Source organism: Methylobacterium sp. 17Sr1-1 (genome assembly GCF_003173775.1).
GTDB lineage: Bacteria > Pseudomonadota > Alphaproteobacteria > Rhizobiales > Beijerinckiaceae > Methylobacterium.
On the sequence record NZ_CP029552.1, the window covers coordinates 6,242,211 to 6,268,561 of the forward strand.

The 26,351-nt window shown below is 71.1% G+C and carries 26 protein-coding genes, 1 tRNA gene and 1 riboswitch; of the genes, 15 read left to right on the forward strand and 12 right to left on the reverse strand.

The window, feature by feature from the left end; translation table 11 throughout:
• Positions 1-284 precede the first annotated feature (284 nt).
• From DK412_RS28555 to DK412_RS28570, 4 genes are all read right to left on the reverse strand, one after another.
• Positions 285-359: transfer RNA gene (locus tag DK412_RS28555), tRNA-Thr, on the reverse strand.
• A gap of 128 nt (positions 360-487) precedes the next feature.
• Positions 488-769, reverse strand: coding sequence for a hypothetical protein (locus tag DK412_RS28560; RefSeq protein ID WP_109974742.1), 282 nt, complete (start codon positions 767-769; stop codon positions 488-490).
• Between the two features lie 39 nt (positions 770-808).
• Positions 809-1,498, reverse strand: a complete 690-nt coding sequence (locus DK412_RS28565) for an acyl-homoserine-lactone synthase (RefSeq protein WP_109974743.1) — start codon at positions 1,496-1,498, stop codon at positions 809-811.
• Between the two features lie 42 nt (positions 1,499-1,540).
• Complete coding sequence (locus DK412_RS28570) at positions 1,541-2,296, reverse strand: LuxR family transcriptional regulator (protein ID WP_109974744.1); 756 nt, start codon at positions 2,294-2,296, stop codon at positions 1,541-1,543.
• A gap of 88 nt (positions 2,297-2,384) precedes the next feature.
• On the opposite strand from DK412_RS28570, the gene DK412_RS28575 reads away from it, so the two are divergent.
• The 7 genes from DK412_RS28575 to DK412_RS28605 all read left to right on the forward strand — a co-directional run bounded on the left by DK412_RS28575 (position 2,385) and on the right by DK412_RS28605 (position 7,621).
• On the forward strand, positions 2,385-2,801 hold the full coding sequence (locus DK412_RS28575) for a helix-turn-helix transcriptional regulator (protein WP_109974745.1): 417 nt from the start codon (positions 2,385-2,387) through the stop codon (positions 2,799-2,801).
• A gap of 230 nt (positions 2,802-3,031) precedes the next feature.
• Positions 3,032-3,277, forward strand: coding sequence for a hypothetical protein (locus DK412_RS28580; protein WP_109974746.1), 246 nt, complete (start codon positions 3,032-3,034; stop codon positions 3,275-3,277).
• Positions 3,278-3,430: 153 nt separating this feature from the next.
• Positions 3,431-4,054 (forward strand): septation protein A, encoded by a 624-nt coding sequence (locus DK412_RS28585; RefSeq protein ID WP_109974747.1) that lies wholly within the window; start codon positions 3,431-3,433, stop codon positions 4,052-4,054.
• A 175-nt stretch (positions 4,055-4,229) separates the two neighbouring features.
• Positions 4,230-4,988 (forward strand): Fe-S cluster assembly protein HesB, encoded by a 759-nt coding sequence (locus DK412_RS28590; RefSeq protein ID WP_245447336.1) that lies wholly within the window; start codon positions 4,230-4,232, stop codon positions 4,986-4,988.
• A 106-nt stretch (positions 4,989-5,094) separates the two neighbouring features.
• On the forward strand, positions 5,095-6,135 hold the full coding sequence (gene trpS / locus DK412_RS28595; RefSeq protein WP_109974749.1) for a tryptophan--tRNA ligase: 1,041 nt from the start codon (positions 5,095-5,097) through the stop codon (positions 6,133-6,135).
• Between the two features lie 175 nt (positions 6,136-6,310).
• Positions 6,311-7,180, forward strand: a complete 870-nt coding sequence (locus tag DK412_RS28600) for an AraC family transcriptional regulator (RefSeq protein WP_109974750.1) — start codon at positions 6,311-6,313, stop codon at positions 7,178-7,180.
• Positions 7,181-7,213: 33 nt separating this feature from the next.
• On the forward strand, positions 7,214-7,621 hold the full coding sequence (locus DK412_RS28605) for a DUF2000 domain-containing protein (RefSeq protein WP_109974751.1): 408 nt from the start codon (positions 7,214-7,216) through the stop codon (positions 7,619-7,621).
• Positions 7,622-7,889: 268 nt separating this feature from the next.
• On the opposite strand, the gene DK412_RS28610 is transcribed toward DK412_RS28605, so the two are convergent.
• From DK412_RS28610 to DK412_RS28630, 5 genes are all read right to left on the reverse strand, one after another.
• On the reverse strand, positions 7,890-8,378 hold the full coding sequence (locus DK412_RS28610; RefSeq protein WP_093566801.1) for an Lrp/AsnC family transcriptional regulator: 489 nt from the start codon (positions 8,376-8,378) through the stop codon (positions 7,890-7,892).
• A 51-nt stretch (positions 8,379-8,429) separates the two neighbouring features.
• Complete coding sequence (locus DK412_RS28615; RefSeq protein ID WP_109974752.1) at positions 8,430-9,353, reverse strand: ROK family protein; 924 nt, start codon at positions 9,351-9,353, stop codon at positions 8,430-8,432.
• Between the two features lie 7 nt (positions 9,354-9,360).
• A complete protein-coding gene (locus DK412_RS28620; RefSeq protein ID WP_109974753.1) occupies positions 9,361-10,707 on the reverse strand; it encodes a dicarboxylate/amino acid:cation symporter in 1,347 nt (448 codons plus the stop codon).
• 452 nt (positions 10,708-11,159) lie between these two features.
• Positions 11,160-12,032 carry a hypothetical protein gene (locus tag DK412_RS28625; RefSeq protein ID WP_109974754.1) on the reverse strand — a complete coding sequence of 291 codons (873 nt, stop codon included), beginning with the start codon at positions 12,030-12,032 and terminating at the stop codon, positions 11,160-11,162.
• Between the two features lie 143 nt (positions 12,033-12,175).
• Positions 12,176-12,790 carry a TetR/AcrR family transcriptional regulator gene (locus DK412_RS28630; protein ID WP_109974755.1) on the reverse strand — a complete coding sequence of 205 codons (615 nt, stop codon included), beginning with the start codon at positions 12,788-12,790 and terminating at the stop codon, positions 12,176-12,178.
• 70 nt (positions 12,791-12,860) lie between these two features.
• Between DK412_RS28630 and DK412_RS28635 the strand changes: the two genes are divergently transcribed.
• The 5 genes from DK412_RS28635 to DK412_RS28655 all read left to right on the forward strand — a co-directional run bounded on the left by DK412_RS28635 (position 12,861) and on the right by DK412_RS28655 (position 18,814).
• On the forward strand, positions 12,861-14,168 hold the full coding sequence (locus DK412_RS28635; RefSeq protein ID WP_109974756.1) for an MFS transporter: 1,308 nt from the start codon (positions 12,861-12,863) through the stop codon (positions 14,166-14,168).
• 163 nt (positions 14,169-14,331) lie between these two features.
• A complete protein-coding gene (trxA, locus tag DK412_RS28640; RefSeq protein ID WP_109974757.1) occupies positions 14,332-15,240 on the forward strand; it encodes a thioredoxin in 909 nt (302 codons plus the stop codon).
• Positions 15,241-15,409: 169 nt separating this feature from the next.
• Entirely contained in the window at positions 15,410-16,078 is a 669-nt protein-coding gene (locus DK412_RS28645) for an LON peptidase substrate-binding domain-containing protein (RefSeq protein ID WP_109974758.1), read from the forward strand.
• A 49-nt stretch (positions 16,079-16,127) separates the two neighbouring features.
• Entirely contained in the window at positions 16,128-16,331 is a 204-nt protein-coding gene (locus DK412_RS28650; protein ID WP_093566809.1) for a Trm112 family protein, read from the forward strand.
• 126 nt (positions 16,332-16,457) lie between these two features.
• Positions 16,458-16,606: riboswitch (cobalamin riboswitch) on the forward strand.
• A 180-nt stretch (positions 16,607-16,786) separates the two neighbouring features.
• Entirely contained in the window at positions 16,787-18,814 is a 2,028-nt protein-coding gene (locus tag DK412_RS28655) for a TonB-dependent receptor (protein ID WP_245571997.1), read from the forward strand.
• A gap of 158 nt (positions 18,815-18,972) precedes the next feature.
• On the opposite strand, the gene DK412_RS28660 is transcribed toward DK412_RS28655, so the two are convergent.
• Entirely contained in the window at positions 18,973-19,449 is a 477-nt protein-coding gene (locus DK412_RS28660) for a GNAT family N-acetyltransferase (protein ID WP_109974759.1), read from the reverse strand.
• Between the two features lie 68 nt (positions 19,450-19,517).
• Positions 19,518-19,766, reverse strand: a complete 249-nt coding sequence (locus tag DK412_RS28665) for a hypothetical protein (protein ID WP_245447337.1) — start codon at positions 19,764-19,766, stop codon at positions 19,518-19,520.
• Between the two features lie 399 nt (positions 19,767-20,165).
• Between DK412_RS28665 and DK412_RS28670 the strand changes: the two genes are divergently transcribed.
• The 3 genes from DK412_RS28670 to DK412_RS28680 are packed head-to-tail and all read left to right on the forward strand — an operon-like array spanning position 20,166 to position 24,188.
• Positions 20,166-21,512, forward strand: coding sequence for a cytochrome c (locus tag DK412_RS28670; RefSeq protein ID WP_245447338.1), 1,347 nt, complete (start codon positions 20,166-20,168; stop codon positions 21,510-21,512).
• A 13-nt stretch (positions 21,513-21,525) separates the two neighbouring features.
• On the forward strand, positions 21,526-22,002 hold the full coding sequence (locus tag DK412_RS28675) for a (2Fe-2S)-binding protein (RefSeq protein WP_109974760.1): 477 nt from the start codon (positions 21,526-21,528) through the stop codon (positions 22,000-22,002).
• Positions 21,999-24,188, forward strand: a complete 2,190-nt coding sequence (locus DK412_RS28680) for a molybdopterin cofactor-binding domain-containing protein (RefSeq protein ID WP_109974761.1) — start codon at positions 21,999-22,001, stop codon at positions 24,186-24,188. The genes DK412_RS28675 and DK412_RS28680 overlap by 4 nt, the downstream gene beginning before the upstream one ends.
• A gap of 99 nt (positions 24,189-24,287) precedes the next feature.
• Here DK412_RS28680 and DK412_RS28685 read toward each other — a convergent pair whose 3' ends face one another.
• The gene (locus DK412_RS28685) at positions 24,288-25,988 is read right to left on the reverse strand and encodes a methyl-accepting chemotaxis protein (RefSeq protein ID WP_109974762.1); all 1,701 of its coding nucleotides are present in this window, start codon (positions 25,986-25,988) and stop codon (positions 24,288-24,290) included.
• Positions 25,989-26,351: the final 363 nt, after the last annotated feature.

The window sequence follows — 26,351 nt, forward strand, 5'->3', positions numbered from 1 at the left end:
TTGTTGGCTTCAGGTCCCAAATCGATCGGGTCATGCCGAGAGCCGAGCACTAACGACAACGCGAGACCAGGGGGAGAGCGGTGTCGGGGATGGGTGTCATGCTGTGCCGTGTTTTGTGCGAGCCCCGGATCTGAGCGCCGGGGCCAGCTTGCCTCCCCTCGAAGGGAGAGGGGAACGTCTGCGGAACAGAATGTGCCGGATGTCGTGCCGTCGCGATAGGGCTTGAGGTGCGGTCAAGGACGTCCCTGGCGCACCCTATTTTATCGATTTTCCAGTGATTTAGATGGTGCCGGTGGAGAGGATCGAACTCCCGACCTTCGGTTTACAAAACCGCTGCACTACCGCTGTGCTACACCGGCTAAGTGGCTCGAACGGTTGCCGTCCTGGCATATCACCGCTGCCCTTCGGCGACATAAACAGCGTTCGAGCACGTCTCGTCAAGGCACAAACACGGCGCGGCGAGCCCGCGCCGCGCCGTGGGACCGCCCTAGACGGCGGACGGCTCGGCCGGACCGGGCGCGAGCGCGATCCGGCCCGGTCCGGCCTGCCGCCGACGGGCCGCCTCGCGCATGAGGGTATGGGCGTGCTCGGTCAGGGCCTGGCCGATATCGGCCATCCGGTCCGCGGTCTCCTCGGGCAGGTTGGTCGCGCGGCACGACAGATCCAGCAGGGGCTCCATCTGCTCGATGATGAGCCCGAGGGCCCGGACGAGCCCGGGCAGGATCACGGCGATGTCGTCGATGGTCGGTGGGGGGTGCGGCTGGTTCATGGCCCGTATCGGCTGGTCGCAGGTCGACGGATCGCGTGGCTACGAGGCGTAGTGCGTGGGGTGGCTGCGCGGCGCCGGCAGCGTGTGCGGCAGCACGTCGTAGGCGGTGCCGGTGAGCCCGAAGGCGCGCCGGGTCGCGTCGGCGGTCTCAGGCGTCCAGATCATGTGGATCGGCACCACCAGATGGCCGTCGTAGCGGGTCGGGAGCGCCAGGGGCTCGACGTCCCAGCCCATCGTCGTGAGCTTCGTGATCATGGTCGGGTGGACCTGCGCCAGGTAACCGGTCAGGCCGAGGGCCGGCGTCATCTCGGTGACGGCGAGGAACTGGCGACCGGCATTCGGATCGGCCGCGAGGCTGTTCGGCCGGCGCCAGGGCGCGGCGGCACAGCGCGTCCATTCGAGGATGTGCGGGCCCGTCGGCGCCGTCCGGCCCTGCAGCAGCTCCGGATAGACGTGGCTCTGCAGGTGCGGCCGCGTCGTCGGGAGCAGGCGCGAGTACGAGAGGACGGCCTCGCCGTCGAGCGCCGCGACATGGATGCAGTCCGGTCCGTCGAATTGATCGATGTCGCGCCCGTCCGGCCTGCGACACGCTTCCCACTTCATGATCTCGACGAAGACGCGATGCCGAAACTGATACATGACATCGAGAAGATGCGCACTTTGGTGATAATTTGCTGAGTCGACGACAGTGATCATGTCCGCTCCTCCTGGAGAGAGCGGATACGGCATTTGTTAGCTGTTGTGGTACCCCGTGATTTTACGGTTGCGGCGTTAGTCTATGATGCCCTGGCGCAGCGCCTGGGCGACGAGGTGGACGCGGTTGGCCGCCCCGAGCTTCTGGGCTGCGGTGTTCAGGTAGCTCTCGACAGTGCGATGCGACAGCGACAGGATCTCGGACGTCTCCCACCCGGTCTTGCCGGCCGCCGCCCACTTGATGCACTCGATCTCGCGCGGCGAGCATCGCGGCGCGCCCGGCCCGGCCTCGCGCCGCTTGGCGGCGGCCGAGGTAAGCGCGCGGAAGGTCAGATCGGCGTAGATTCCCAGCATGTGCAGGCCGGAGGCGGCCTGATCCGGCAGTTCGAGATGCGAGCCGCCGAACGAGACGATGCGCGTGCAGGTGAGATCCTGGATCGGGATGCAGTAGCCGTCGCGCAATCCGATCTCGGAGGCCTCGCCCATGATGATCCGGGCGAGGCGCTCGTCGCGGCCGATCGGGGCCTCGGACCAGCGGAACGGGCCGGTCATCCGCCGCGTATGGGCGACGACGGGATCGTGATGGATGTAGCCCTGCTCGCCGTAGCGATCCGACCATTGCTCCGGCCACCGCGCCAGCATGAGCCGGTCCTGCAGCATGTCGCGCGATTTCAACGGCGCTTCGGCGATGACGAACGTGTTGTATCCAAAAATATTCGCGGACTTGTCAAGTATGGAGTATATCTGATCGGCGCAGTTGCTTTGCTTGATCTCGGATATCAGATCGAAGCTGATCTGCGTAAAATTTGTCATGGCTCCGGGCGCCTTGATCATGGTCGGTTAGGAAAATATGGTATGGGCGCGCGTTGCGCCATACTTTATCGATCGACCGATCTGAGAATGTTCATACGGGGCGAGACAGTTGATCGAAGAAAATATATATTTTGACGATCTCGCAACGAAGCGTGCGGTCGGCCAAAAGATTCGAGAATTCCGTCTGAGCCGGGGCGTCTCGCGACTGAAATTGGGCATCCTGATCGGCGTATCCGATCACCAGATCATGAAATATGAGCTGGGACAAGACAATGTGAGCGCCAGCATATTGTGGAAAATCTGTTCTGTCCTGCGGTGTCCGGTCGATTCGTTCTTCATCCTGCCGGAAGCCGGCCCGATCGGGAGTGAGCCCATGGGACACGACGCGGCTTGCCTCGACGACCAGGCCGTCCTGGCGGCGTTCCGGCGGATCACCCCTCCGGAGGTCCGGCAGCGCGTGGCGCGCCTGATCCTGACGCTCGCGGCACAGGGCGCGGATGCGGAGGCCGACAGGTCCGAGGCGTGAGGCCCCCGGGCCGGGATCGGTCCGGATGCACACCGCGGCTTTACGCCGACCGGTCCGATGCGGCGCATCCCCGATGGATGAGGCGCTCGTTGCCGCACTGCAACATAGCGCCGCGGTATTCGACCTTGGTCCAAGACTGGCACGCGAATCGCTCCGCTCGGCCCGGCGCGCGCATCCGTCCGGCCCGGACCTGCGCCCGATCCGCATCGCGAGCGGCCGATGGAGGTGGCATGGCGGATTTTCTCACCGTCGCCCTGGTCTGCGCCAGCGCCCTGGCGGCGCCGGATTGCTCCCGCGAGACGGCGCTCGACGTGGCGGTCGCCCCGGCGCCGACGCCGCTCACCTGCCTGATGCAGGGCGAGACCCTGGCGGCGCAGAGCGGCCTCCTGCGCGGGCGCGAGACCTACCTCAAGGTCGCCTGCGAGCGCCGCCGCACCGCCGCGCTCCGCCCCGGGGCGGAGACCGAGGCCCGGTAACGGCCCGGCCGCGCCGGCCTCTTTTGGGGATGGATGGACCGGCTGCGCCGGTCTATGGCGTCGCTTCCGTTGCGCCGGCGCCCGCGCGGGCCCACCTGCCCGGGAGGTGGCGCCCGCACCGTGCGCCTGAAACAGGAGCGTCGCCCCCGCCCCATGCAGATCGAAGCCGTTCCGCCGCAGGCCCACCTGCCGCCCCTCGCCAAGCTCGCCCTGGAGCTCGGCCCCCTCGGGGTGTTCTTCTTCGGCAACGCCTATGCCGACCGGTTCGGCTTCGCCGCCGACCAGCGCCTGTTCGTGGCGACCGGGCTGTTCATCGTCGCCACGCTGCTGGCGCTCGCGGTGCATTACGTCTGGGTGCGGCGGCTGCCGATCATGCCGCTCGTCTCCGGCGTCGTGGTGGTGGTGTTCGGCGGCCTCACCCTGCTCCTGCGCGACGAATTGTTCATCAAGCTCAAGCCCACCATCGTCAACAGCCTGTTCGGCGCGGTGCTGCTCGGCGGCCTCGCCTTCGGACGGCCGCTTTTGGCCCTCGTGCTCGACAGCGTGTTCGACCTCACCCAGGAGGGCTGGCGCAAGCTCACCTTCCGCTGGGGCCTCTTTTTCTTCTTTCTCGCAGCCGTGAACGAGGTGGTGTGGCGCACCCAGACCACGGATTTCTGGGTCAGCTTCAAGGTGTTCGGCATCATGCCGCTCACCCTCGCCTTCGCGCTGGCCCAGACCCCGCTGCTGCTGCGCCACGAGCGCAAGAAGGACGGGAGCCGGTCCGACCAGGGCTGAGCGTTTTTTTTACGAGACTCCCGATCGGCGTCGTCGCCCGCTCCGGCGGCGGCTGTGCGGCGGGAGTTTCGCGACGAGCATGCACGGGACGCGGTGCCGCAGCCGGAACGCGGGCGGGACTTCGACGATTCACCCCGTCATGAGCCCCGCATCGCAAGACCTGACGAGACAAGACTTGCCGAGATCAGATCTCGCGAGACACGATCTCGCCGGAACCGATCTCACGGAGAAGGCCCTCGCCATCCACCGCCGGCTGTGCGGGGTCTATGGCTGCCCGATCCCCTACTTCCACGACCTCGACCCGGTGAGCGAGCTGATCTCCTCGCTCCTGTCGCACCGCACCCGCAACGCGGAATCGGGCCGCGCCTTCAAGGCCCTGCGGGCGCGGTTCAACGAGTGGGACTCCCTCGTCGCGGCGCCGACCGAGGAGGTGCAGGCGCTCATCGCCGGCGTGACCTGGCCGGAGCTGAAGGCGCCGCGGATCCAGGCGGTCTTGCGCGCGGTGCAAGAGCGCGCCGGCGGGCTCGATCTCGGCTTCCTGCGCGACATGCCGGTGCCGGCGGCCCGCGCCTGGCTCGAGGCGATCCCCGGCATCGGCCCGAAGACCAGCGCCGCGGTCCTGTCGTTCAGCGCCCTGCGGATGCCGGCGCTCCCGGTCGACAGCCACCACCATCGCGTGGCGCAGCGGATCGGGCTCATCGGGCCGAAGGTCGATGTCGGGCCCGCCCACGCGATCCTGCGCGCACAGCTGCCGGCCGACTGGGACGCGCAGACGCTCTATGACAACCACGAGATCCTGATGCTGCACGGCCAGCGGTGCTGCTTCCACCGCAACCCGGCCTGCGGGCGATGCGCGGTGCTCGATCTCTGCCCCACCGGACAGGCCCGGACGGAGGCCCGCGCCCCACGCGACACGGCCGCGCTGCACCCCTGATCCAGCGCGCTTGACCCCCCTCCCGGAACGGTCCAGAACGCCGCGCCCGCGGGATTGTGACAGCCCTCGGCCAAGGGACGGCTTGACCCAAGGGACGACGATCACGATGCCCGCGTTCAAGGAACTGGTCTTCTCCGGCGTCCAGCCGACCGGAAACCTGCACCTCGGCAATTATCTCGGCGCGATCAAGCGCTTCGTCGCCATGCAGGCGCAATTCGACTGCCTGTACTGCGTCGTCGACCTGCACGCGATCACGGTCTGGCAGGACCCGGGCGAGCTGACGCGGCAGATCCGCGAGGTCACCGCGGCGTTCCTGGCGGCGGGCATCGATCCCTCCCGCTCGGTGGTCTTCAACCAGAGCCAGGTGCCGCAGCACGCCGAGCTCGCCTGGATCTTCAACTGCGTCGCCCGCCTCGGCTGGCTCAACCGCATGACGCAGTTCAAGGAGAAGGCCGGCAAGGACCGCGAGAACGCCAGCGTCGGCCTCTACGACTATCCCGTGCTGATGGCGGCCGACATCCTGGCCTACCGCGCCACCCACGTGCCGGTGGGCGAGGACCAGAAGCAGCACCTCGAACTGACCCGCGACATCGCCCAGAAGTTCAACAACGACTTCGCCGGCGCCATCGCCGCCCAGGGCCACGGCGAGGGGTTCTTCCCCATCACCGAGCCGCTGATCGGCGGGCCCGCCGCCCGGGTGATGTCGTTGCGCGACGGCACCAAGAAGATGTCGAAGTCGGACCCGTCCGACTATTCGCGCATCAACCTCACCGACGATTCCGACGCCATCGCCCAGAAGGTGCGCAAGGCCAAGACCGACGCCGAGCCCCTCCCCTCCGAGATCGCCGGCCTCGAGAAGCGGCCGGAGGCCGACAACCTCGTGGGCATCTTCGCGGCGCTGAACGACGCCAGCCGCGAGGACGTGCTGCGCGACTATGGCGGTGCCCAATTCTCGGCCTTCAAGGGGGCGCTGGTCGATCTCGCGGTGGCCAAGCTCGGGCCGATCGGCGCCGAGATGAAGCGCCTCGTCGCAGACCCGGCCCACATCGACGCGGTGCTCGCCGACGGCGCGGCGCGGGCCGAGGCCATCGCGGCGCCCAACATCGCCGCGGTGAAGGACATCGTCGGCTTCGTGCGCCGACGCTGACGGGCGAAGGCGCGAGCCGACCTGAAGTCTGCTTGCTTCGTCGCGACGGTCTTCAGACCCTCCGTGTCATTCCGGGGCCGCGCAGCGGAGCCCGGAATGACACGGAGAGTGTTGACTTCGTGGAATCCAATCAAACACGTTTCCAGAGACGATCGCGCAGCCCGCACATCGACCCATGACCCAGGCACCCGCCGGCACCCGCGCCTCCCTGCCCCGCGACTTCGTCCACCTCCGGCGGGAGCCCGCGAGCGGCATCGAGGCGGTGACGGCGCGGTTCCTCGGCCACGCCTACGACATGCATCACCACGACGAGTGGCTGGTCGGCGTGACGCAGGACGGCGTCCAGGATTTCTACTGCCGCGGCGCGCGCCGGCAGAGTACGCCGGGGCGGGTGATCCTGATCGAGCCCGGTGAGCGCCACGACGGGCAAGCGGTCCGGGAGCCGGGCTTCCGCTACAGCATGCTGTACCTGCCGCAGGCCTGGCTGCGCCGTCAGATGGGTGGCAGCGACGCGCGGATCGGCTTTCGCCGTACCCTCGCCGACGACCCGGCGTTCGGCGGGGCGATCGAGCGGGCCTGCCGCGCCGTGTTCGGCGCCGCTTCGCTGCTGGAGACCGACGCGGCCCTCGACGATCTCGCCGCGCATCTGCGCCGCCATCTCGACGCCGGGACCCCGAGGCCCTCGCCCGAGGACGACCCGGTGGTGGCGGAGCGGGCGATGGATTTCCTCCGCGCGCATGCGGCGGCGACCTTCGGCCTCGACGCGCTCGCGCAAGCGGCCGGCGCCGCGGACCGGTTCCAGCTCGCCCGCGCCTTCCGCAAGCGCTTCGGCACCTCGCCGCATGCCTGCCTGATCGAGATCCGCCTGGCCCAGGCCCGGGCGCTACTGCGCGCCGGGGTGCCGCCGGCGGAAGCCGCGCTCGCGGCCGGTTTTTCCGACCAGAGCCATCTCGGCCGCCGGTTTCGTCGCGCCTACGGCCTTACCCCTGCCGTCTACCGCCGCGGGCGCACGAACGTTCCAGACGTCGCCCTCGCGCCCCTCTAGCCCTGCGGTCCAGCACCCGCAGGGAGATCCCCGATGTTCGACACCAAGGTGGCCGTCCTGGTCCGCGACGACCTCGCCGTGTGGCAGAAGCTGAACGTCACCGCCTTTCTGGCGACCGGCATCGCCGGCGCCGTGCCCGACGCGATGGGCGAGCCCTATCGCGATGCGGCCGGTCGCCAGCACGCCCGGCTGCTGGGCCAGCCGATGCTGATCTTCGCCGCCTCCGCGGAGGTGCTGCAGCGGGCTTGGCAGCAGGCGATCCAGCGCGACCTCACCCGCAGCGCCTATGTCCGGGCGATGTTCGAGACCGGACACGACGCGGCCAACCGCGCGGTCTTCGCAGCCGAGCCCGCCGACGCGCCGGACCTCGTCGGCCTCGCGCTTCACGGTCCGAAGAAGGACATCGACAAGGCCACCAAGGGCGCCGCGCTGCATCCGTGACCGTCATTCCTCGATAGCGCGGAGGGCCGACGGCGTTGGGGAGCGCGTAGGCGGCATTCTCGCCACACCCGCTTCATCATTCCGGGGCCGCGCAGCGGAACCCGGGATCCATAAGCGCTGACGGTGCAGGAAGAAGCGGAACGCTGTTCGCCCCTTCCAGAATCCTCAGCGGTTATGGATCCCGGGTTCTCGCCTCCGGCGAGCCCCGGGATGACGCAGAGAACGGCAGAATCGGGGCTTGCCCGTTCGACGACCCGGCAACAGGCCGTCACTCCTTCAAATGATCCAACGGCAACGCCGTCGTGTACTTCACCTGGTCGAGCGCGAAGCTCGACCGGATCTTCGCCACACCCGGGATCCGGGTCAGGTGATCGACGATCAGCCGCTGGTACTGGGCCAGGTCCTCGACCACGACGCGCAGCATGTAATCAGCCTCGCCGCTCATCAGGTAGCACTCCATCACCTCCGGCCGGTGGCGGATGGCGTCTGAGAAGGCCTGGAGGGCGGCCTGGTTCTGCTTCTCCAGCGAGACGTGGACGAAGACGTTGACGTGCAGGCCGAGCGCCTGCGGGTCGGCCACCGCGACGCAGCGCCGGATGATGCCGCGCGCCTTGAGGTCGGCGACCCGGCGCCAGCACGGCGAGGTCGAGAGGCCGACCGCCTCGGCGAGGTCGCCGATGCCGATCTCGCTGTCCTGCTGCAGGTGTTCGAGGATGCGGATCGAGGCCGGGTCGAGGTCGACGGGTCTGGCCGGCACAACGTGTCTCCCGGAGGCGGAAAGGCGGTCGAGGAATCCGCCTAGCACGCCTCAGGCGGTCGGTGCATCCGGATCGTTCCACAGCCACGCCGCCCCGCGCACCCCGGAGGCATCGCCGTGGCGGCTCTGGAGAATCGACGTGTCGAAGCCGCCGCCGAAGACGTGCGGGGCGACGCGCGCAGGAAGGGCGTCGTAGATCTCCGGAATGGTCGAGAGGCCGCCGCCCAGCACGATCACGTCCGGGTCGAGCAGGTTGACGGTCGCGGCGATGCCGCGTCCGAGCCGGTCGAGCCAGGCCGCGAAGGTCGCCTGCGCCGCAGCGTCCCCCCGGCGCATCGCCGCGACGATCGCCTCGCCGGTCATCGCCCGGTCGGTGCGGCGGGAGTGGTCGGCGGCGAGGCCCGGGCCGGAGAGCCAGGTTTCGAGGCACCCGGTCCGGCCGCAATAGCAGGCCGGGCCCGGGCGCTCGTCGTCGTGGGGGGCGGGGAGTGGGTTGTGGCCCCATTCCCCGGCGATGCGCTGGCGCCCGGACAGGGCCCGGCCCGAGAGCGCGATGCCGGAGCCGACGCCGGTGCCGAGGATCACCGCCCAGACGAGGGCATGCCCCTGCCCCGCCCCGTCGACGGCCTCGGAGACCGCGAGGCAATTGGCATCGTTCTCCAGCCGCACCGGGCGGGCGAGAACCCGTTCCAGATCCTCAGCGAGGGGCCGGCCGTTGAGCCAGGTCGAGTTGGCGTTCTTGACCCGGCCGGTCGCCGGCACCAGCGCGCCGGGGATGCCGATCCCGACGGACCCGGAGCCGCCGCCCTCCGCCTCCAGGCTCGCGACGAGGGCCGCGATGGCCCGCAGCGAGGCGTCGTAATCGCCCCGCGGGGTCGCGATCCGCCGCTCGGCCCGGACGAGGCCGTCGGGATCGAGGGCGATCCCGGCGATCTTGGTGCCGCCGAGATCGATGCCGATGCGCAGGGCGGTCATCGTGCGGTCAGGGGGCGACCGGGACCGGCTTCTCGTCGGCGATCTCGGTGCCGATCGCCAGCGGGTTGGCCATCACCTCGCGCAGCTTGACCGGATCGAGCTCGCCCTCCCAGCGGCTGACCACCACGCAGGCGACGCCGTTGCCGACCAGGTTGGTGAGTGCCCGGCACTCCGACATGAACTTGTCGATGCCGAGGATCAGCGCCATCGCGGCGACGGGCACCGGATTGCCGGGAATCGCCCCGAGGGTGGCCGCGAGCGTCACGAAGCCGGCGCCGGTGACGCCCGACGCCCCCTTCGAGGTCAGCATCGCGACCGCGATGATGGTGGCGTATTGCCCGAAGCTGAGGTCGGCGCCGACCGCCTGGGCCAGGAACAGCGTCGCCAGCGTCATGTAGATGTTGGTGCCGTCGAGGTTGAACGAGTAGCCGGTCGGGATGACGAGGCCGACGACCGAATCCGAGGCGCCGAGCCGCTTCATCTTCTGCATCATGTGCGGCAGCACCGTCTCCGAGGAGGAGGTGCCGAGCACGATCAGGAGCTCGTCCTTGATGTAGGCCAGGAACTTGAGGATCGAGAAGCCGGAGAAGCGGGCGATCAGCCCGAGCACCACGAGCACGAACAGCAGGCTCGTCAGGTAGAAGGTGGCGACGAGGCCGATCAGGTTGCCGAGCTTGCCGATGCCGTACTCGCCGATCGTGTAGGCCATGGCGCCGAAGGCGCCGATCGGCGCGAGCTTCACGATCATGCCGATGATGCGGAAGAAGATCTCGCCCGCCGCCTCGATGGCGTGGATCGCCGGCTTGCCGCGCTCGCCGAGGCCCGTGATGACGACGCCGGTGAGCACCGAGATGAGCAGGATCTGCAAGAGGTCGCCGCCCGCGAAGGCGTCGAAGTAGCTCTTCGGAATGATCGCCATGATGTGGGCGACCGTCGAGTCGGCCTGCGCCTTGCTGGCGTAGCCGGCGACCGCCTTGGCGTCGAGCTTCGAGGGGTCGACGCCGAAGCCGGCGCCCGGCTGCACGATCTCGCCGACGATGACGCCGATGAGGAGGGCCAGCGAGGACACCACCTCGAAGTAGATCAGGGCCTTCAGGCCGACGCGGCCGACCTTCTTCAGGTCGCCGATCGACGCGATGCCGTGCACGATGGTGCAGAAGATGATCGGGGCGATCATCATCTTGATGAGCGCGATGAAGGCGTCGCCGAGCCATTTCATCGCCTTGGCAGTGTCGGGCGCGGCGTAGCCCAGCACGACGCCGAGCGCGATGGCGATCAGAACCTGGATGTAAAGGACCTTGTACCAGGGCTGCGACGAGCCCGTGGCCGTCGCGGACGGCGTGGCGTGCTGCATGTTCGTTCTCTCCCCGAGGTGCCGGCCGCCGTCTTGGGAACGGCCGTCGCGGTGCGACCTCCGCCGCGTGTCTGTCGTGTGGAACAGGCCGAGGCCCGGACAGTGTAGGAAGTCCGTGCCGCGCGCTCCAAGTCAAAAATCAGAAAAAGCCCGTCTGCTGTCCCTGCTACGGCCCAGTTGTCTCTGCGACAGCGAGAGCCGGCCCGGTCAGGCCGCCCCTCGCCGCCCCCGCGCGGCCGGTCGACGATCGTGCGCGGGCAGGTCGGGACGTGGCGTGCCGTGCGGACGCGCCGGCGTCAAGCGGCCGACGGATTACGGGAGGCCGTTCAACCGTGCGGCCGCGCTTCCTCGCGACCTCTCGCGCTCACCGGACATGAAAAATCCCGGGCTCCGCCGTGGCGGCACCCGGGATCGATCGACATCGCGTCACGGTCGAGGGCGGTTCGCCGCCCTCAGGGGGTCGGCTGGGTCCGGCGCGGGCGCACGGTCCAGCGCTCGAAGGCCGGGGTACCGTCGTCGCGGGCGGCATCCCCGCCCGGCACCGCGGCGCCGAGCGCCTGGGACAGGCTCTCGATCACGTCGTCGATGCGGGTATCCGGGTGCTGCTCCGGCGGGGGCGGCGGCTCGGGGGCGGCTTCGGCCTGGGGCGGCGGGGGCGGCGCCTCGTGGACGGGCTCGGGCTCCGGCGGCGGGGGCGGCGGCGTCGGTTCGGGCTGCGGCGGCGTCGCGATGCGGCGGAGCGCGTTGACCACCCCGGTCTCCTCGCCGTTGCGGCTCGGCGCGGCGTAGCGGCCGAAGCCGTAGCGCGGCTCGATCAGGTCGAGCACCGCGTCGAGGGCGGCGTTGGACAGGGCGATCTCGCCGGGCTGCGGCACGCCCTGGAGCGCGATGCTGCGGCCCTCATAGGCCGCGTCTGTCGTGACCTCGGGGCCGAACCACGGCGGCGCCGGGAATCCGTTGGCCTCGTCGGGATTGTCGAACACCACCGTGACGACGTCGACGTTGCCCGGGGCGACGTAGCGGTCGATCAGGGCGTCGCGGCCGTTGCCGAGGGCCACCTGCGTGCGGTCGTAGGCGGCGCGGCCGGCGCAGACGTCGAGGAGCGCGTCGCCGTGGGCGCGCGGCACCTCGGTGCGCTCCTCGCTGGAGGCGCCGCCGTCGGAGGTGACGAGCACGAGGTGGCACTGGCCGCCATCGACGCGCACGAACGAGGTCCGGCCGGATTGGGGCGGGAAGTACCCTTCGGTGATGCGGGAGGAGCCGCGCTCCTTGCGGATCAGGCGGACCAGCGCCGGCGCGACCTGGAAACGTCGTACGAGGGTCATACGCTCTACTCCACGGGGGTCGCGGCCCGGACGCTGCCTAAGAGGCGATGGGCCGCGATCGGCGTCAACTCTCGCGTATCGACCGATCATGGCGACGGAATCAAGGCCGTGCTGCCGCCGCCCCCCGATTTATTGACGGAATTCTATGGTGCGGCGCGCGATGCTGACGCTCCGGCCCGGCTCGCGGCGATCAGGACCTCGGCGGCGCCGGACAGCGAGCGGTTCGGCCCATCGGGGCCGAAGATCTGCCCGCAGGCGAAGGCGCCCTCGACGAGGAGCAGCATGGCGTCGGCGAGACGCTCGGGCGCCTCGGCGCCGATCGTACCGGCGACCTCGGCGAGGCGGGCATGGAGCGCGCGCCTGCCCTCCCGCGCCGCCGCGCGGACGGGATGATCCGCCTCCGGATACTCGGCCACGGCGTTGGAGAGGCCGCAGCCGCGAAATCCCGGCCGGGCGCTGCGCGTCGCGATGCCGTCGACGAAGGCCACGAGGCCGGCCTGCGGATCGTCCGGATGGGCCGCCAGCGCCTCGTCGAGGCGGGAGCGCAGGCGCAGGTCGTAATCCTCCAGGCAGGCGACGACGAGCGCGTCCTTCGAGGCGAAGCCGCGATACAGGCTCGGCTTCGTCACCCCGGCCCGGGCCACGATCTCGTCGACGCCGACGCCGCGAAAGCCGCGGTCGTAGAACAGCTCGCGGGCGGCCGCCCGGATCCGGTCGCCGGCCCGGACGGGTGCGCTGCCGTCATGCCCCTCCGCCATGCTTTCACCCTTGACGATGTTACTGACTGGTACGTAACGTCGTAGCACGATTCGGGGAGGATGTCCCAGCATGAGTTCGACCGTGTCGCCGCGGGGCCTCGCCTCCCCTGCCGCTCCGAGACCGCGGCCCTTCGGCCAGAACTACGCCTTCGTGGTGGTGGGCGTGATCTTCCTGTGCCTGCTCGCGGCGGCGGGCCTGCGGGCCTCGCCCGGCGTGCTGATCCTGCCGCTCGAGCAGGCCTTCGGCTGGAGCCGCGGCACCACCTCCTTCGCCGCCGGGCTCGGCATCTTCCTCTACGGCCTCGTCGGGCCGTTCGCGGCGGCCCTAATGCAGAGCTTCGGCATCCGCCGCACGCTGCTCTGCGCCCTCGCCCTGATGGCGGCCTCGACCGCGCTGAGCGCGCTGATGAGCGAGCCCTGGCACCTCATCGCCACCTGGGGCGTGCTGTCGGGCCTCGGCAGCGGCTGCGTCGCCATCGTGCTCGGCGCCACCGTGGTGAACCGCTGGTTCGCCGTGCGCCGCGGCCTGTTCATGGGGCTGCTGACCGCCAGCACCGCCACCGGCACGCTGGTCTTCCTGCCCGGCCTCGCGGCGATCGCGCAAGCCGGCGGCTGGCAGCCGGTGGTGCTGACCGTCGCCTGCGCGATCGCGGCGCTGATTCCGGTCGTCGCCTGGCTCCTGCCGGAGCGGCCCTCCGACATCGGCCTCACCCCCTACGGCGCGGCGCCGGGCACCGTCTCCGAGCCGCCCCGGCGCGCCAATCCGTTCAAGGCGGCGATCGACGGGCTGGTGCGGGCGAGCGCCAAGGGCGACTTCTGGCTCCTGTTCGGCACGTTCTTCATCTGCGGGCTCACCACCAACGGGCTGGTCGGCACCCACCTGATCTCGTTCTGCGCCGACCAGGGCATCCCGGAGGTGCGGGCCGCGGGGCTGCTCGCGCTGATGGGCGTGTTCGACCTCATCGGCACCACCGGCTCGGGCTGGCTCACCGACCGCTACGACCCGCGCAAGCTCCTGTTCGTCTATTACGGCCTGCGCGGCCTGTCGCTGATGGCCCTGCCCTTCACCGACTTCTCGTTCTACAGCCTGTCGATCTTCGCGGTGTTCTACGGCCTCGACTGGATCGCCACGGTGCCGCCGACGGTGCGGCTCGCCAACGAGGCCTTCGGCGAGCGCGACGCCCCGATCGTGTTCGGCTGGATCGCCGCCGGCCACCAGCTCGGTGCCGCCACCGCCGCCTTCGGCGCCGGCCTGGTGCGCGCCTCGGAGGGCCGCTACCTCGAGGCGTTCCTGGCCGCCGGGCTGACCGCCGTGATGGCCGCGCTGATGTCGCTGATGATCGGCCGGATGCGCCAGGCGGCGCCGGCGGCGGCGTGAGGACCGAGCCGGACGCAGCCCCGAGGGCGCGTCCGGCTTTGCTGATTTCCCGTGCTTTTTCGGGCTTTCCGCGCCTTGCCCTGGCCGGGGCGGCCGGTCTACCCCATCTGATCGGCGGGCCGTGCAGGCCCGCGACGTGAAGGCCGTTCTCCCGAGGTCATCGATGCTCACCGACACTCCCGCGGCCGGCCAGCCCCCCGCGGGCGCCCTGATCAAGGACACCACCACCGCGACCTTCCGCCAGGACGTGATGCAGGAATCCCTGCAGCAGCCGGTGCTGGTCGATTTCTGGGCGCCCTGGTGCGGGCCGTGCAAGCAGCTCACCCCGATCATCGAGAAGGCCGTCAAGGACGCCGGCGGCAAGGTGAAGCTCGTCAAGATGAACATCGACGAGCATCCCCAGATCGCCGGCCAGCTCGGCATCCAGTCGATCCCGGCGGTGATCGCGTTCCAGCGCGGCCAGCCGGTCGACGGCTTCATGGGGGCGCTCCCCGAGGCGCAGATCAAGGCCTTCATCGAGCGCCTGGTCGGCCCGGTGGGCCCGACGGCGATCGAGGATGCGATGGCGGAGGCGCAAGCCGCCGCCGAGGCCGGCGACACCCAGGCCGCCGCCGAGATCTACGCCGCGGTGCTCGGCCAGGAGCCGGGTCATGCCGGCGCCATCGCGGCCCTCGCCCGCCTCCACCTCGATGCCGACGACCTCGAGGGCGCCCGCCGCTTCATCGAGGCCGCGCCGCCCGAGGCCGCCAAGGACCCGGCCATCGCCGCCGTGAAGGCCGCGATCGAGCTCGCCGAGCAGGCGGCGTCGCTCGGCGACCTCGCCGGCTTCCAGCGCCGGATCGAGGCCGACCCCGCTGATTACCAGGCCCGGTTCGACCTCGCGCTCGGCCTCAACGCCAAGGGCCAGCAGCAGGAGGCGGTCGACCAGCTGATCGAGATCGTCCGCCGCGACCGGTCCTGGAACGACGACGGCGCCCGCAAGCAGCTGCTCCAGCTGTTCGAGGCCTGGGGACCGATGGACCCGATGACCATCCGCGGCCGGCGCAAGCTGTCGACCCTGATGTTCTCGTGAGGCCGGCCGGGATGCGTCGCGAACTGCGTCGCGAAGTGCATCCCGGGCGCGGCATTACGCCGGACAGGTATCCACGCCGGAGAGCGGCGCCCTAGATGGCACGCTGTGATCCCGGGCCCGAGACGACGGAGCCCGGGACACCCCTCCGATCCGCGCGGGAGCGACGCCGATGAGCATGAACGTCGCCTACAAGGGGCCGGCCGACTGCCCGACCGAGATCCCGGTCTTTCCCCTCCCCGGGGCTCTGCTGCTGCCGCGGGGCCAGATGCCGCTCAACATCTTCGAGCCGCGCTACCTCGCGATGATCGACGAGGCCCTGCGCACCGACCGCGTGATCGGCATGATCCAGCCGGATTCCGAATCCGGCGAGGCCCCGCTCTCGCCGAAGCTGTTCCGGATCGGCTGCGCCGGCCGCGTCACCCAGTTCGCCGAGACCGGCGACGGCCGCTACCTGATCTCGCTCACCGGCATCGCCCGGTTCCGGATCGAGGAGGAGTTGCCGAACGCCATGGGCTTCCGCCGCTGCAGGGTCACCTTCGCGCCGTTCGAGAGCGACTTCCACGCCCGCGCCGGCGAGGAGGCGGTGGACCGCGCCGGGGTGCTGAAGGCGCTTCGCGATTTCGTCGAGGCCAACGACCTCAAGGTCGACTGGGCCGGGATCGAGGAGGCGCCGAACGAGGCCCTGGTGAATGCGCTCTGCATGATGAGCCCGTTCGGCCCGCGCGAGAAGCAGGCGATGCTGGAGGCGCCCGACCTCAAGACCCGGGCCGAGGTGCTGATCGCCGTGACCGAGATGGAGCTGGTGCGGGCCTCGGGAGCCGAGCCGACGCTGCAATAGGCGGCGCTTTGGGCTAGAGAGCCGCCGGACCCATTCGGAAGGACCACCCGTGAGCGATTCCCCCGCCTCCTTCGAGGCCACCCGCATCGACCCGAAGCTGCTCGAACTCCTGGTCTGCCCCCTGACCAAGGAGCGGCTCGACTACGATTCGGCGCGCCAGGAGCTGATCAGCCGCTCGGCCAAGCTCGCCTACCCGATCCGCGACGGCATCCCGATCATGCTGCCGGAAGAGGCCCGGCCGCTGGCGGATTGAGGCGACGGCGCCGCGCCGACGCGGGATCCCGCGCGGTTTCCCGTCGACAACCGGCAACACGCCCGACAAATCGGCGCGGGCCACGTTGGCGCCCGCCCCGTCCGCGCCTACACCTCGACGGGACGGTTCCCCCAGGGGATCAAAAGGGAACGCGGTGCCGAGAAGCCGCGGCTGCCCCCGCAACTGTGAGCGGCGAGGCCTCCATCACCGATGTCACTGGGTGTCAGCGCCCGGGAAGACGATGGGGGGCGGAGACCCGTAAGCCAGGAGACTTGGTAGGGATGAAGACCTGCCGTCAGCCGTGGTCACATGTGGGACGCGCCGGCCGGGGTGTGCCGGTGCCTCCACGGTGACGTGCCACAGCCCATGAAGGCTCGCCCGTGCCTGTCTCCCGTCTTCCACTCCTCGCGGCGCTCGCCGCGAGCCTGCCAGTCCCCGCCCTCGCCCAGGACGACATCCCCCTCGACCAGATCGAGGTGAAAGCGCCAGTGACCGGCACTCCGGGCGCGGCCAGCGCCAGCTATCCCGGCGGCGTCACCGGCATCGGCGGCGCCTTGCGCCCAGTCGAGTCGGCGAGCGCCGGCATCGTCAGTGGGGCCGTCCTCAACAGCCTGCCCGTCACCCGCCCGGGCGAGGTGCTGGAGGCGGTGCCGGGCCTGATCGTCACCCAGCATTCCGGCGAGGGCAAAGCCAACCAGTTCTTCCTGCGCGGCTTCAACCTCGACCACGGCACCGACATCGCCATCCACGTCGACGGCATGCCGGTGAACATGCGCACCCACGCCCACGGCCAGGGCTACGCCGACCTCAACTTCCTGATCCCCGAGCTCGTCGGCGCGGTGGAGTTCCACAAAGGCCCCTACTTCGTCCGCGACGGCGACTTCGCCTCCGCCGGCTCGGTGCGGATCGACTACCTCGACACGCTCGACCGCAACATCGCGCTGACCACGCTGGGCAGCTTCGGCTTCAGGCGCGGGCTCTCGGCGGCCTCCGTGCCCCTCGGCGCCGGCACCCTGCTCGTCGCCGGCGAGGCGCAGACCTATGACGGGCCCTGGGCGGTGCCGGACCGGCTCGGCAAGCTCAACGGCGTCGCCCGCTACAGCCAGGGCACCGCGACCGACGGATTCGCCGTCACCGGCATGGCCTACTGGGCCAGGTGGAACGCCACCAACCAGATCCCCGAGCGGGCGGTGGCGGAGGGAATCATCGGCCGCTACGGCACCCTCGATCCGACCGATGGCGGCGATACCGGGCGGTTCTCGCTCTCGGGGCGCTGGAGCCAGTCGGATGCCGGCGGCACCACCCGGGCCTCGGCCTACCTGGTCCGCTACCAGATGAACCTCTGGAACGACTTCACGTATTTCCTCAACGATCCGGTCAACGGCGACCAGTTCCGCCAGCGCGACGCCCGGGTGCTCGGCGGCGGCGAAATCTCCCGGACGTTCCAGGGCGACCTGTTCGGGTTCGCCGTGGAGAACGAGATCGGCGTGCAGACCCGCACCGACGACATCCGGGTCGGCCTGTTCAACACCACCGCCCGGCAATACCGCTCGACGGTGCTCGCCGACCGGGTGCTGGAGGCGAGCGCCGCCTTCACTTACGAGAACCGGGTGCGCTGGACCGACTGGCTGCGCACCAGCGTCGGCTTCCGGGCCGACGGCTATTACGCCGACGTCCGCTCCGACACGCCGGCGAATTCGGGCAAAGCCCGCGACGGCATCGTCAATCCGAAGCTCGGCGCGGTGTTCGGGCCATGGGCGGACACCGAGATCTACCTGAATTACGGCGGCGGCTTCCACTCGAACGACGCCCGCGGCGTGACGGCGACGGTCGATCCGGCGAGCCCGCTGTTCACCATCGCCCGCTCGCCGTTCCTCGTGCCCTCGACCGGCTACGAGGTCGGCATCCGCAACCGCTCGATCGCCGGGCTCGAGACCAGCCTCGCCCTGTTCCGCCTCGACTTCGCCTCCGAGAACCTGTTCCAGGGCGATACCGGCACCACCGAACCGAGCCGGCCGACGCGGCGCTTCGGCATCGAGTGGAGCAACCACTACGCCGTCACGCCCTGGCTGCGGCTGGAGGGCGACCTGACCCTCACCAATGCCCGCTTCGCCGACCGCGACCCGATCGGCCGGCGGGTGCCGGAGGCGCCGACCGCCATCGCCTCGGCGGGCGTCAGCTTCGGCGAGGGCCAGGGCTGGTTCGGGACCTTGCGCTTCCGCTACTTCGGGCCGCGGCCCCTGATCGAGGACAACTCGGTGCGCTCGAAGCCGACGGCCCTGCTCAACGGCCGGATCGGCTACGCCTTCGACACCGGCGTGAGCCTCGCCCTCGACGTGCTCAACCTGACGAATGCCCGGGCCGACCAGATCACCTACTATTACGAATCGCGCCTGCCCGGGGAGGCGGCGGGCGTCGCCGACCGGCACTTCCACCCGGTCGAGCCGACGGCCGTGCGGTTGACGCTGGCGGGGCGGTTCTGAGGGCATCCTGCCTCCGGCCGACAGGGGGCCCCTACCCGCGACCTTATCCTGAGGTGCCGGCCGACCGAAGGTCGGTTGGCCTCGACGGAGGCCTCCTTCGAGGCTCGTTTCACTCGCACCTCGGGATGAGGTCGCGGGTGGGAGGGCCTGCACGAAGTCTATCCTAGAGAACCCGACAAATCCCGCCGCATCAACGCGTACACTTTCTCCCGATACGACACCATCTCGACCGTCCGCCAGCCGATCCGGGCGTAGAGCCCCTCCGCGCTGCGCGTGTAGAGCCACAGGGTCGGGATCCCGCGGGCGACCGCCTCCGCCTCCACCGCCGCGACCAGCCGGACGGCGTGACCGCGGCCCCGGGCGTGGGGCGCCACGAAGACGCCGGCGAGCCAGGGCCTCAGGTCGGGTCGCGTGTCGAGGTCGTGGGCGGCGAGGCTCGCCATGCCGACGGGCTCGCCGTCGACCAGGAGCACGAAGGTGCGGGGCAGCGAGGCGGAGGCGGCGCCCACGGCTTCGGCCGCGGTCACCTCCGGGAGGCTGCGGCCCCGGCCCTGCTGGAAGGCCTCCCAGCGCCAGCGCGCGGTGACGGGCACGAGGTCGGGCCGCTCGGTATTGGTGACGATCGCGTGAGGCATCGGACACGGCTCCCCGGACAGGCCGGCCTTCGCCCACCGGGGTCGAGCCCGTCAATGCCAACCTTGCCTCAATGCCATCCTTGGCCGAACCGGCCGGTCGAGTGCATCAGGGTGTGCCCGCATTCGAGGCAGAGGTAGCGGGTCTCGACGCCGCCGCCGAACGCCTCGACCACTGGGGTCGAGGCCACCACCATCAGGCGGGCGTGGGGGCGCTCCTGCCAATGCGCACGCATCTGGCCGCAGCAGGCCCGGCAGGCCGCGTCGTCGGCGCTCATCGACGGTGGCCCGAGGCGGGCCTGGAAACTCTGCTGGGCCATGCGGCGTCGGTCTCGTGCGGTTGAGCCGCATCCGAAACGATCCCGGGACGGATCGCCCGTCGGCCCCGCGGGATCAGCAAGAACGGGACCGGGGGAACGGCGGAAGCGGGCGGGCGGGAGACCGTCCGCTCGGGGTCGAACCATGCGGAAGCTCCGCCGCTCGACCGATACGGCCAAGCCAAACCGGCGTCGCTCCGCCGGTCGGACGATATCACTGTTTCGCGGGATTGCGGCAAGACTGTGCGGGAGGCAGGCTTGGAGGACGGCAGGCTTGGAGGAAGGTAGGCCTGCGTGCACGGAGGGGTCCGCCGGAACCGTGGCGGGAAGCACCGGTTGTCTCGCCGCCGAGGGTGCGAGCCTTCGCAGGGTCGGGGTTCGCGCGGCGGGAGGAGCCGGTTGGTGGGACGTCGCCGGATCGCCGCCTGGCTGGGGGGTGCACTCGTCCTAGCCGCCGCAGGGTTCGCGGCCGCTTCCTGGCGCCCCGCCCTCGCGCCGGGCGGTGCGACGACGGCCGAGACCGCGCCGGAGCTGGTCCGCACGGGCGCGGTGCTCGCGTCGCTCGGCTACTGCGCCTCCTGCCACACTGCGGAGGGCGGCCGGCCCTACGCGGGCGGCCGCGGCATCGGCACGCCGTTCGGCACGATCTACGCCACCAACATCACGCCGGATCCGGAGACGGGCATCGGCCGCTACTCCCTCGCCGCCTTCACCCGGGCGATGCGCGAGGGCGTCGATGCCGAGGGGCGCCATCTCTACCCGGCCTTCCCCTACACCCACTATGCCGCCCTGACCGATCCGGACATCGCCGCCCTCTACGCCTTCACGATGACCCGGGAGCCGGTGCGGCAGGAGGCGACGGCCAACGCCCTCCCCTTCCCGCTCTCCTGGCGCCCGCTCCTCGCCGGCTGGAAGCTGCTCTTCGCGCAAGCTCCCAATATCCCGGCCAAGATCCCGGCCAATATCCCAGCCAAGACCCCGGCGAATCCGCAGCGCGACGCGGAGTGGCATCGCGGCGCCTACCTCGCCGAAGCCCTGAGCCATTGCGGCGCCTGCCACAGCCCGCGCAACCTCCTCGGCGCCGAGGTGCGATCGAAGGCCTATTCCGGGGGCGAGGCCGACGGCTGGTGGGTGCCGCCCCTCGACCGCTCCTCCCCCGCGCCGCTCGCCTGGGACAGGGACAGCCTCGCCCGCTACCTCGCCGAGTGGGATCCGCAACATGGCGGGGCCGCCGGGCCGATGCGCCCGGTCGTCGACGCCCACAAAGCCGTTCCGGCAGGCGAGATCCGGGCGCTCGCGTCCTACGTCGCGACGCTCTACGGCCCCGGCCCCGCCGGCAGCCGCACCGGCCCGGTCGATCGGGCTGTCGCGAGTGACGATCCCGCCCTCGCCCGGGGCGCCGCGACCTATGCGGGCGCCTGCGCGACCTGCCACGAGAGCGGCGGGGGCGCCGCCGGCGGCGTGCCCTACACCACGCCCTCGCTCGGCCACCGCACCACCTTGCGGGCGCCCGACCCGCGCAACCTGATCCTGCTCCTGCGCGACGGCATCGCGCCTCGGGAGCACGCGCCGGGGCCGATCATGCCGGCCTACGGGGCGATGCTGACACCCGCTCAAGTCACCAACCTCGCCGCCTACCTGCGCGCCCGGTTCAGCCCCGACGGGCCGTGGCCGAATCTCGACGCGACGGTGCGGGAGCTGATGCGCGACGCCCCCCGTCCCGGCGCCCGGGCCGAGGCGGGGCATTGAGGAGGAGGCACCGATGCCCACCCTGACGGTGAACGGCCGCACCCAGGCGGTCGAGGCGGCGCCCGAGACCCCGCTCCTCTACGTGCTGCGCGACGAGCTCGGGCTCAACGGCGCCAAGTTCGGCTGCGGGCTGGGCCAGTGCGGCGCCTGCACGGTCGAGGTCGAGGGCCGCGCGGTCCTGTCCTGCCTCACCCCGATCGGCGTGCTGGAGGGCCGGTCCGTCACCACCGTCGAGGGGCTCGGAAGCCCGGAGAATCCAGGTCCGCTCCAGGCCGCCTTCATCGCCGAGAACGCGGCGCAGTGCGGCTACTGCATCGCCGGCATGGTGATGCGGGCCCACGCCCTGCTGCGCGCGGTCCCGCATCCGAGCGAGGCCGAGATCCGCGACGCCATGCGCTTCAATCTCTGCCGCTGCGGCACCCATATGCGGATCCTCGCCGCCGTGCGGCGCGCGGCCGGCGAGCCCGCCACCACGGGGGCGACGCCGTGACCGCCCTCACCCGCCGGACCCTGCTCGTCGGCGGCGCGCTCCTCGTCGGGATCGGGCTGCCGCGACGCGTCGAGGCCGCCTCCCTGCCCGGCAGCCTGGAGGAAGCGCCGCGGATCGACGCCTGGATCCGGATCGGCGAGGACGGCGCCGTGACGGTGCTCACCGGCAAGGCCGAGCTCGGCCAGGGGATCAAGACGGCGCTGATCCAGGTCGCGGCGGAGGAGCTGGGGCTGGACCCCGCCGCCTTGCGCCTCCACACCGCCGATACCGAGCTGACGCCGGACGAGGGCTACACCGCCGGCAGTCACTCGATGCAGGATTCGGCCACGGCGATCCGGCACGCCGCCGCGGCGGCGCGGGCGCTGCTGCTCGCGGCCGCCGGGCGCCGGCTCGGCCTGCCGCCCGCCGCTTTGCAGGTCGAGGGCGGCGCGGTCGCGGGCCCGGACGGGCGGCGCCTCACGCTCGGTGAGATCGCCCAGGAGGTCGCACTCGATACGGCCGTGCCCGAGACGGTCGCGCTGCGGGATCCCGCGGCCTACACGGTGGTCGGCCGGCCGCTGCCGCGGGTCGACATCCCCGCCAAGGTCGGGGGCGGCGCGGCCTACGTGCAGGACATCCGGGCGCCCGGCCTGGTGCATGCGCGGATCCTGCGCCCGCCGCGCCCCGGCGCCCGCCTCGTCGGCCTCGACACGGGGGAGGTCGCCGCCCGTCCCGGGGTGATCCGGGTGCATCGCGATGGCGACTTCGTGGCGGTGGTGGCAGAGCGGGAATACGCCGCCGTGACGGCGATGCGGGCGCTCGCGCGCGTCGCGGTCTGGCAGGGCGGCACGAGCGTGCCGGAGCCCGACGCGCTCTTCACCGACCTCGCGGGCCGGTCGGCGACGCGGACGATCATCCACGAGGCCGGGACCGACGCACCGGTGCCGGCGGGCCGGCGGATCACCGCGCAGTACCGCCGGCGCTACCAGATGCACGGCTCGATCGGCCCGTCCTGCGCGGTGGCCGAGTTCGACGGCGACCGGCTCACCATGTGGTCGCACGCGCAGGGCATGTTCCCCTTGCGCAAGGCGCTCGCCGAGATGCTGTCCCTGCCCGAGGAGCAGGTGCGCTGCATCCATGTCGAGGGCTCGGGCTGCTACGGCCATAACGGCGCCGACGATGCGGCGGGCGACGCGGCCTTGCTGGCCCGCGCCCTCCCCGGCCGGCCGGTACGGGTGCAGTACACCCGCGAGCAGGAGCACCTGTGGGAGCCCTATGGCGGCGCGATGCTGACCGAGGCCTCGGCGGTGCTGAGTCCCGAGGGACGCATCATCGACTGGGACTACGCGGTGCGCAGCCCGACCCACCTCACCCGCCCGCCCGGCGCCGGCCAGCTGCTCTCGGCCCGGATGCTCGAAAAACCCTTCCCGGCTCCGCCCCCGAAGGCGCTGCCGCAGCCGGAGGGCGGCGGCGACCGCAACGCCATCCCGCTCTACCGCTTCCCCAAGGCCCGGGTGGCGCACGACTTCGTCGCCGACATGCCGCTGCGCGTCTCAGCCCTGCGCAGCCTCGGCGCCTACATGAACGTGTTCTCGATCGAGAGCTTCGTCGACGAGCTGGCCGAGGCCGCCGGCGCCGATCCGGTCGCCTTCCGCCTGAACCATCTCGACGACGAGCGGGCGCGGGCCGTGATCGAGGAGGCTGCCGGGCGCTTCGGCTGGGGCCGGACGCTGCCGAAAGGCCGCGGCGCCGGCTTCGCCTTCGCCCGCTACAAGAACCTCGCGGCCTTCTGCGCGCTCGCCGTCGAGGTCGAGGTGGCGCAGGAGAGCGGCCGGGTCCGGCTGGTGCGGGCGCACGCCGCAATCGATGCGGGCCAAGTCGTCAACCCGCACGGCATCCGCGACCAGATCGAGGGCGGGATCATCCAGGCGATGAGCTGGAGCCTGTTCGAGGCGGTGGCGCACGATGCCGAGGGACCGACGAGCCGCGACTGGAGCACCTACCCGATCGCTCGCTTCCCCGACATCCCCGAGCGCCTCGACGTCCACCTGATCGACCGCCCCGGCCAGCCGTTCCTCGGCGCCGGCGAGGTCGCGCAAGGGCCGACCGCCGCGGCCCTCGCCAACGCGATCCGGAACGCCGCGGGGGTGCGCCTGCGCGAATTGCCGATGCGGCCGGAGCTGGTGAAGGCGGCGATCGGGGTGTGACGCCGGAAAACTATTCAGAATAGGGCGCGTCTCCCCTCTCCCGTGTAGGAGAGGGTATCCCGCGCTCCATTTGTTCAGAGTCGTCCAAGCGGAAAGCACTCACGCCGCGACCTGCCGCAGGAAGCGCTCGACCTCGGCGTCGAGTCGCGCGGTCAGCCCGTCGACCTCGCGGGCGGCGGCGTCGACCGTGCCGGCGGCGCCGGCCGTGGTGCGCGCCGCCTCGATCACCGTGGCGAAGTCCCGCGCCATGGCGCGGGAGGCTTCCGCCGCCCCGCCGGCACTGCGGGCGATCTCCTGCGTCGCCGCACCCTGCTGGGTCACCGATGCGGCGATGCCGGCGGTGGTCTCGTCGATGTGGTGCATCCGGGCGCGGATGCGCGCCAGGGTGGCGGCGGTCTCCTCGGTGGCGCCGCGCAGGCCGGCGACCTGCCGGGTGATCTCCTCGGTCGCCTGGGCGGTCTGACCGGCGAGCGCCTTGACCTCGGCGGCGACCACGGCGAAGCCGCGGCCCGCCGCCCCCGCCCGGGCCGCCTCGATCGTCGCGTTGAGCGCGAGGAGGTTGGTCTGCGCGGCGATGGCGTCGATGAGCGCCACGACGTCGCCGATCTGGGCCGAGGCCCGGACCAGCTCGCCGACCCGGCTGTCCGCGGCCTGCGCCTCGACGAGGGTCGAGGCGGTGCTCTCCCGTGCCCGGGCGACCTGGCCGGTGATGTCGCCGACGGAGGCCGACAGCTCCTCGGCGGCGCCCGCCACCGTGGCGACGTTGCCGGCCGCCGCCTCAGACCGGGCGGACGCCGCCACGATCGCGCCCTCGGACGCCTCCGCCTGCGCCGTCATCGCGCCGGCCCGCTCGCTCAAGCCCGCGACGCGCTGGCCGAGGGCCGCGACCAGGGACGCCACCTCGCCCCGGAAGGCCGCCACCGCCGCGTCGCGCGCGGTGCGCCGGCGTTCCGCGGCCTCGCTCCCGAGCCGGCCCTCCTCCTCGAGGGCGAGCGCGCGCCGGCTGGTCTCCCGGAGGGTCTCGACGGCCCTGGCGACGGCACCGATCTCGTCGCCCCGCCCGGCATGGCGGATCGGAGTCTCGAGGTCGCCGGCGGCGAGGCCGGACACCCGCGCGGCGATGTCGACGAGGGGCCGCACGAGGCGGCGGGCCACCAGGGCCGCCACCAGGCAGGCGACGAGAGCGATCATCGCCGCCGCAAGGGTGATGGCGCGCATCGCCGTCGCGTGGGTCGCGTAGGATTCCTCGACCGGCACCCCGACATAGAGGACGCCGTTGACGCGGCCCCTTGCGTCGCGGATCGGCTGGTAGATCGTCTGGAAGGGGCGGCCGAACAGCGTCACCTCGCCGCGAAACGCCTCGCCGCGGCGCAAGGCGCCCTGCGCCGGGCTGTCCGCGGCCAGGGCCGTGCCGATCGCCCGCTCGCCGTTCTCCCGGCGCACCGTCGTCACCCGGCGGATGAAGGCGTCCTTCGCCGAATCGTAGGCGAACACCGTGGCGCTGCCGCCAACGTATGTGACGGCCTCGTCGACCACCGAGGCGTCGGCGAAGTCGGTCAGCGCCGGCGCAGTCACCGCCGTCACCTGCCCGGCCTCGACGGTCACCTTCGCCCCAGGCACCCGGCCGGCGAAGATCAGGGCGAGCGTGCGACCGTTCTGCTGCGCCCGTTCCTGGTCCTGCCGCTGCAGGTCGAGCCAGACCTGCCGCGACGCCGTCATCCACATCGCCGCCGTCGTCATGACGATCGCGCAGGCGACGATCATGACCAGCTTCGCCGTCATCCCGACGCGATTCTTCATATCCCGCTCCTCTGCTTCAGGTAACGGTTATCAGATAAATATTGACGTTTTGTATCGCGTTGTATCGCGGGAAATTGGCCGATACATCGAAAGACAAGGGAATATCAGGCATAATATTGTCGGCCATCGCGAAATGATGGCACAAGAACGACAGCCGACCCGCGACCGCCCGGTCGCAGGTCTCCGAAAATTTTCCTAAGTGTTGGGAATCTCGTCGCCGGGACGAGGTGGGCGCTGTGCGCCTTCCGGTGCTGCCGGAAACTGGCGACCTGGGCAGGACCGGTGCTGCCGTCGTCCCCGCGGCGCGGCAAGTACAACGGGAAACGGCAACAGTATCTCGCCGAGGAGCGTCCCCGGATCGCC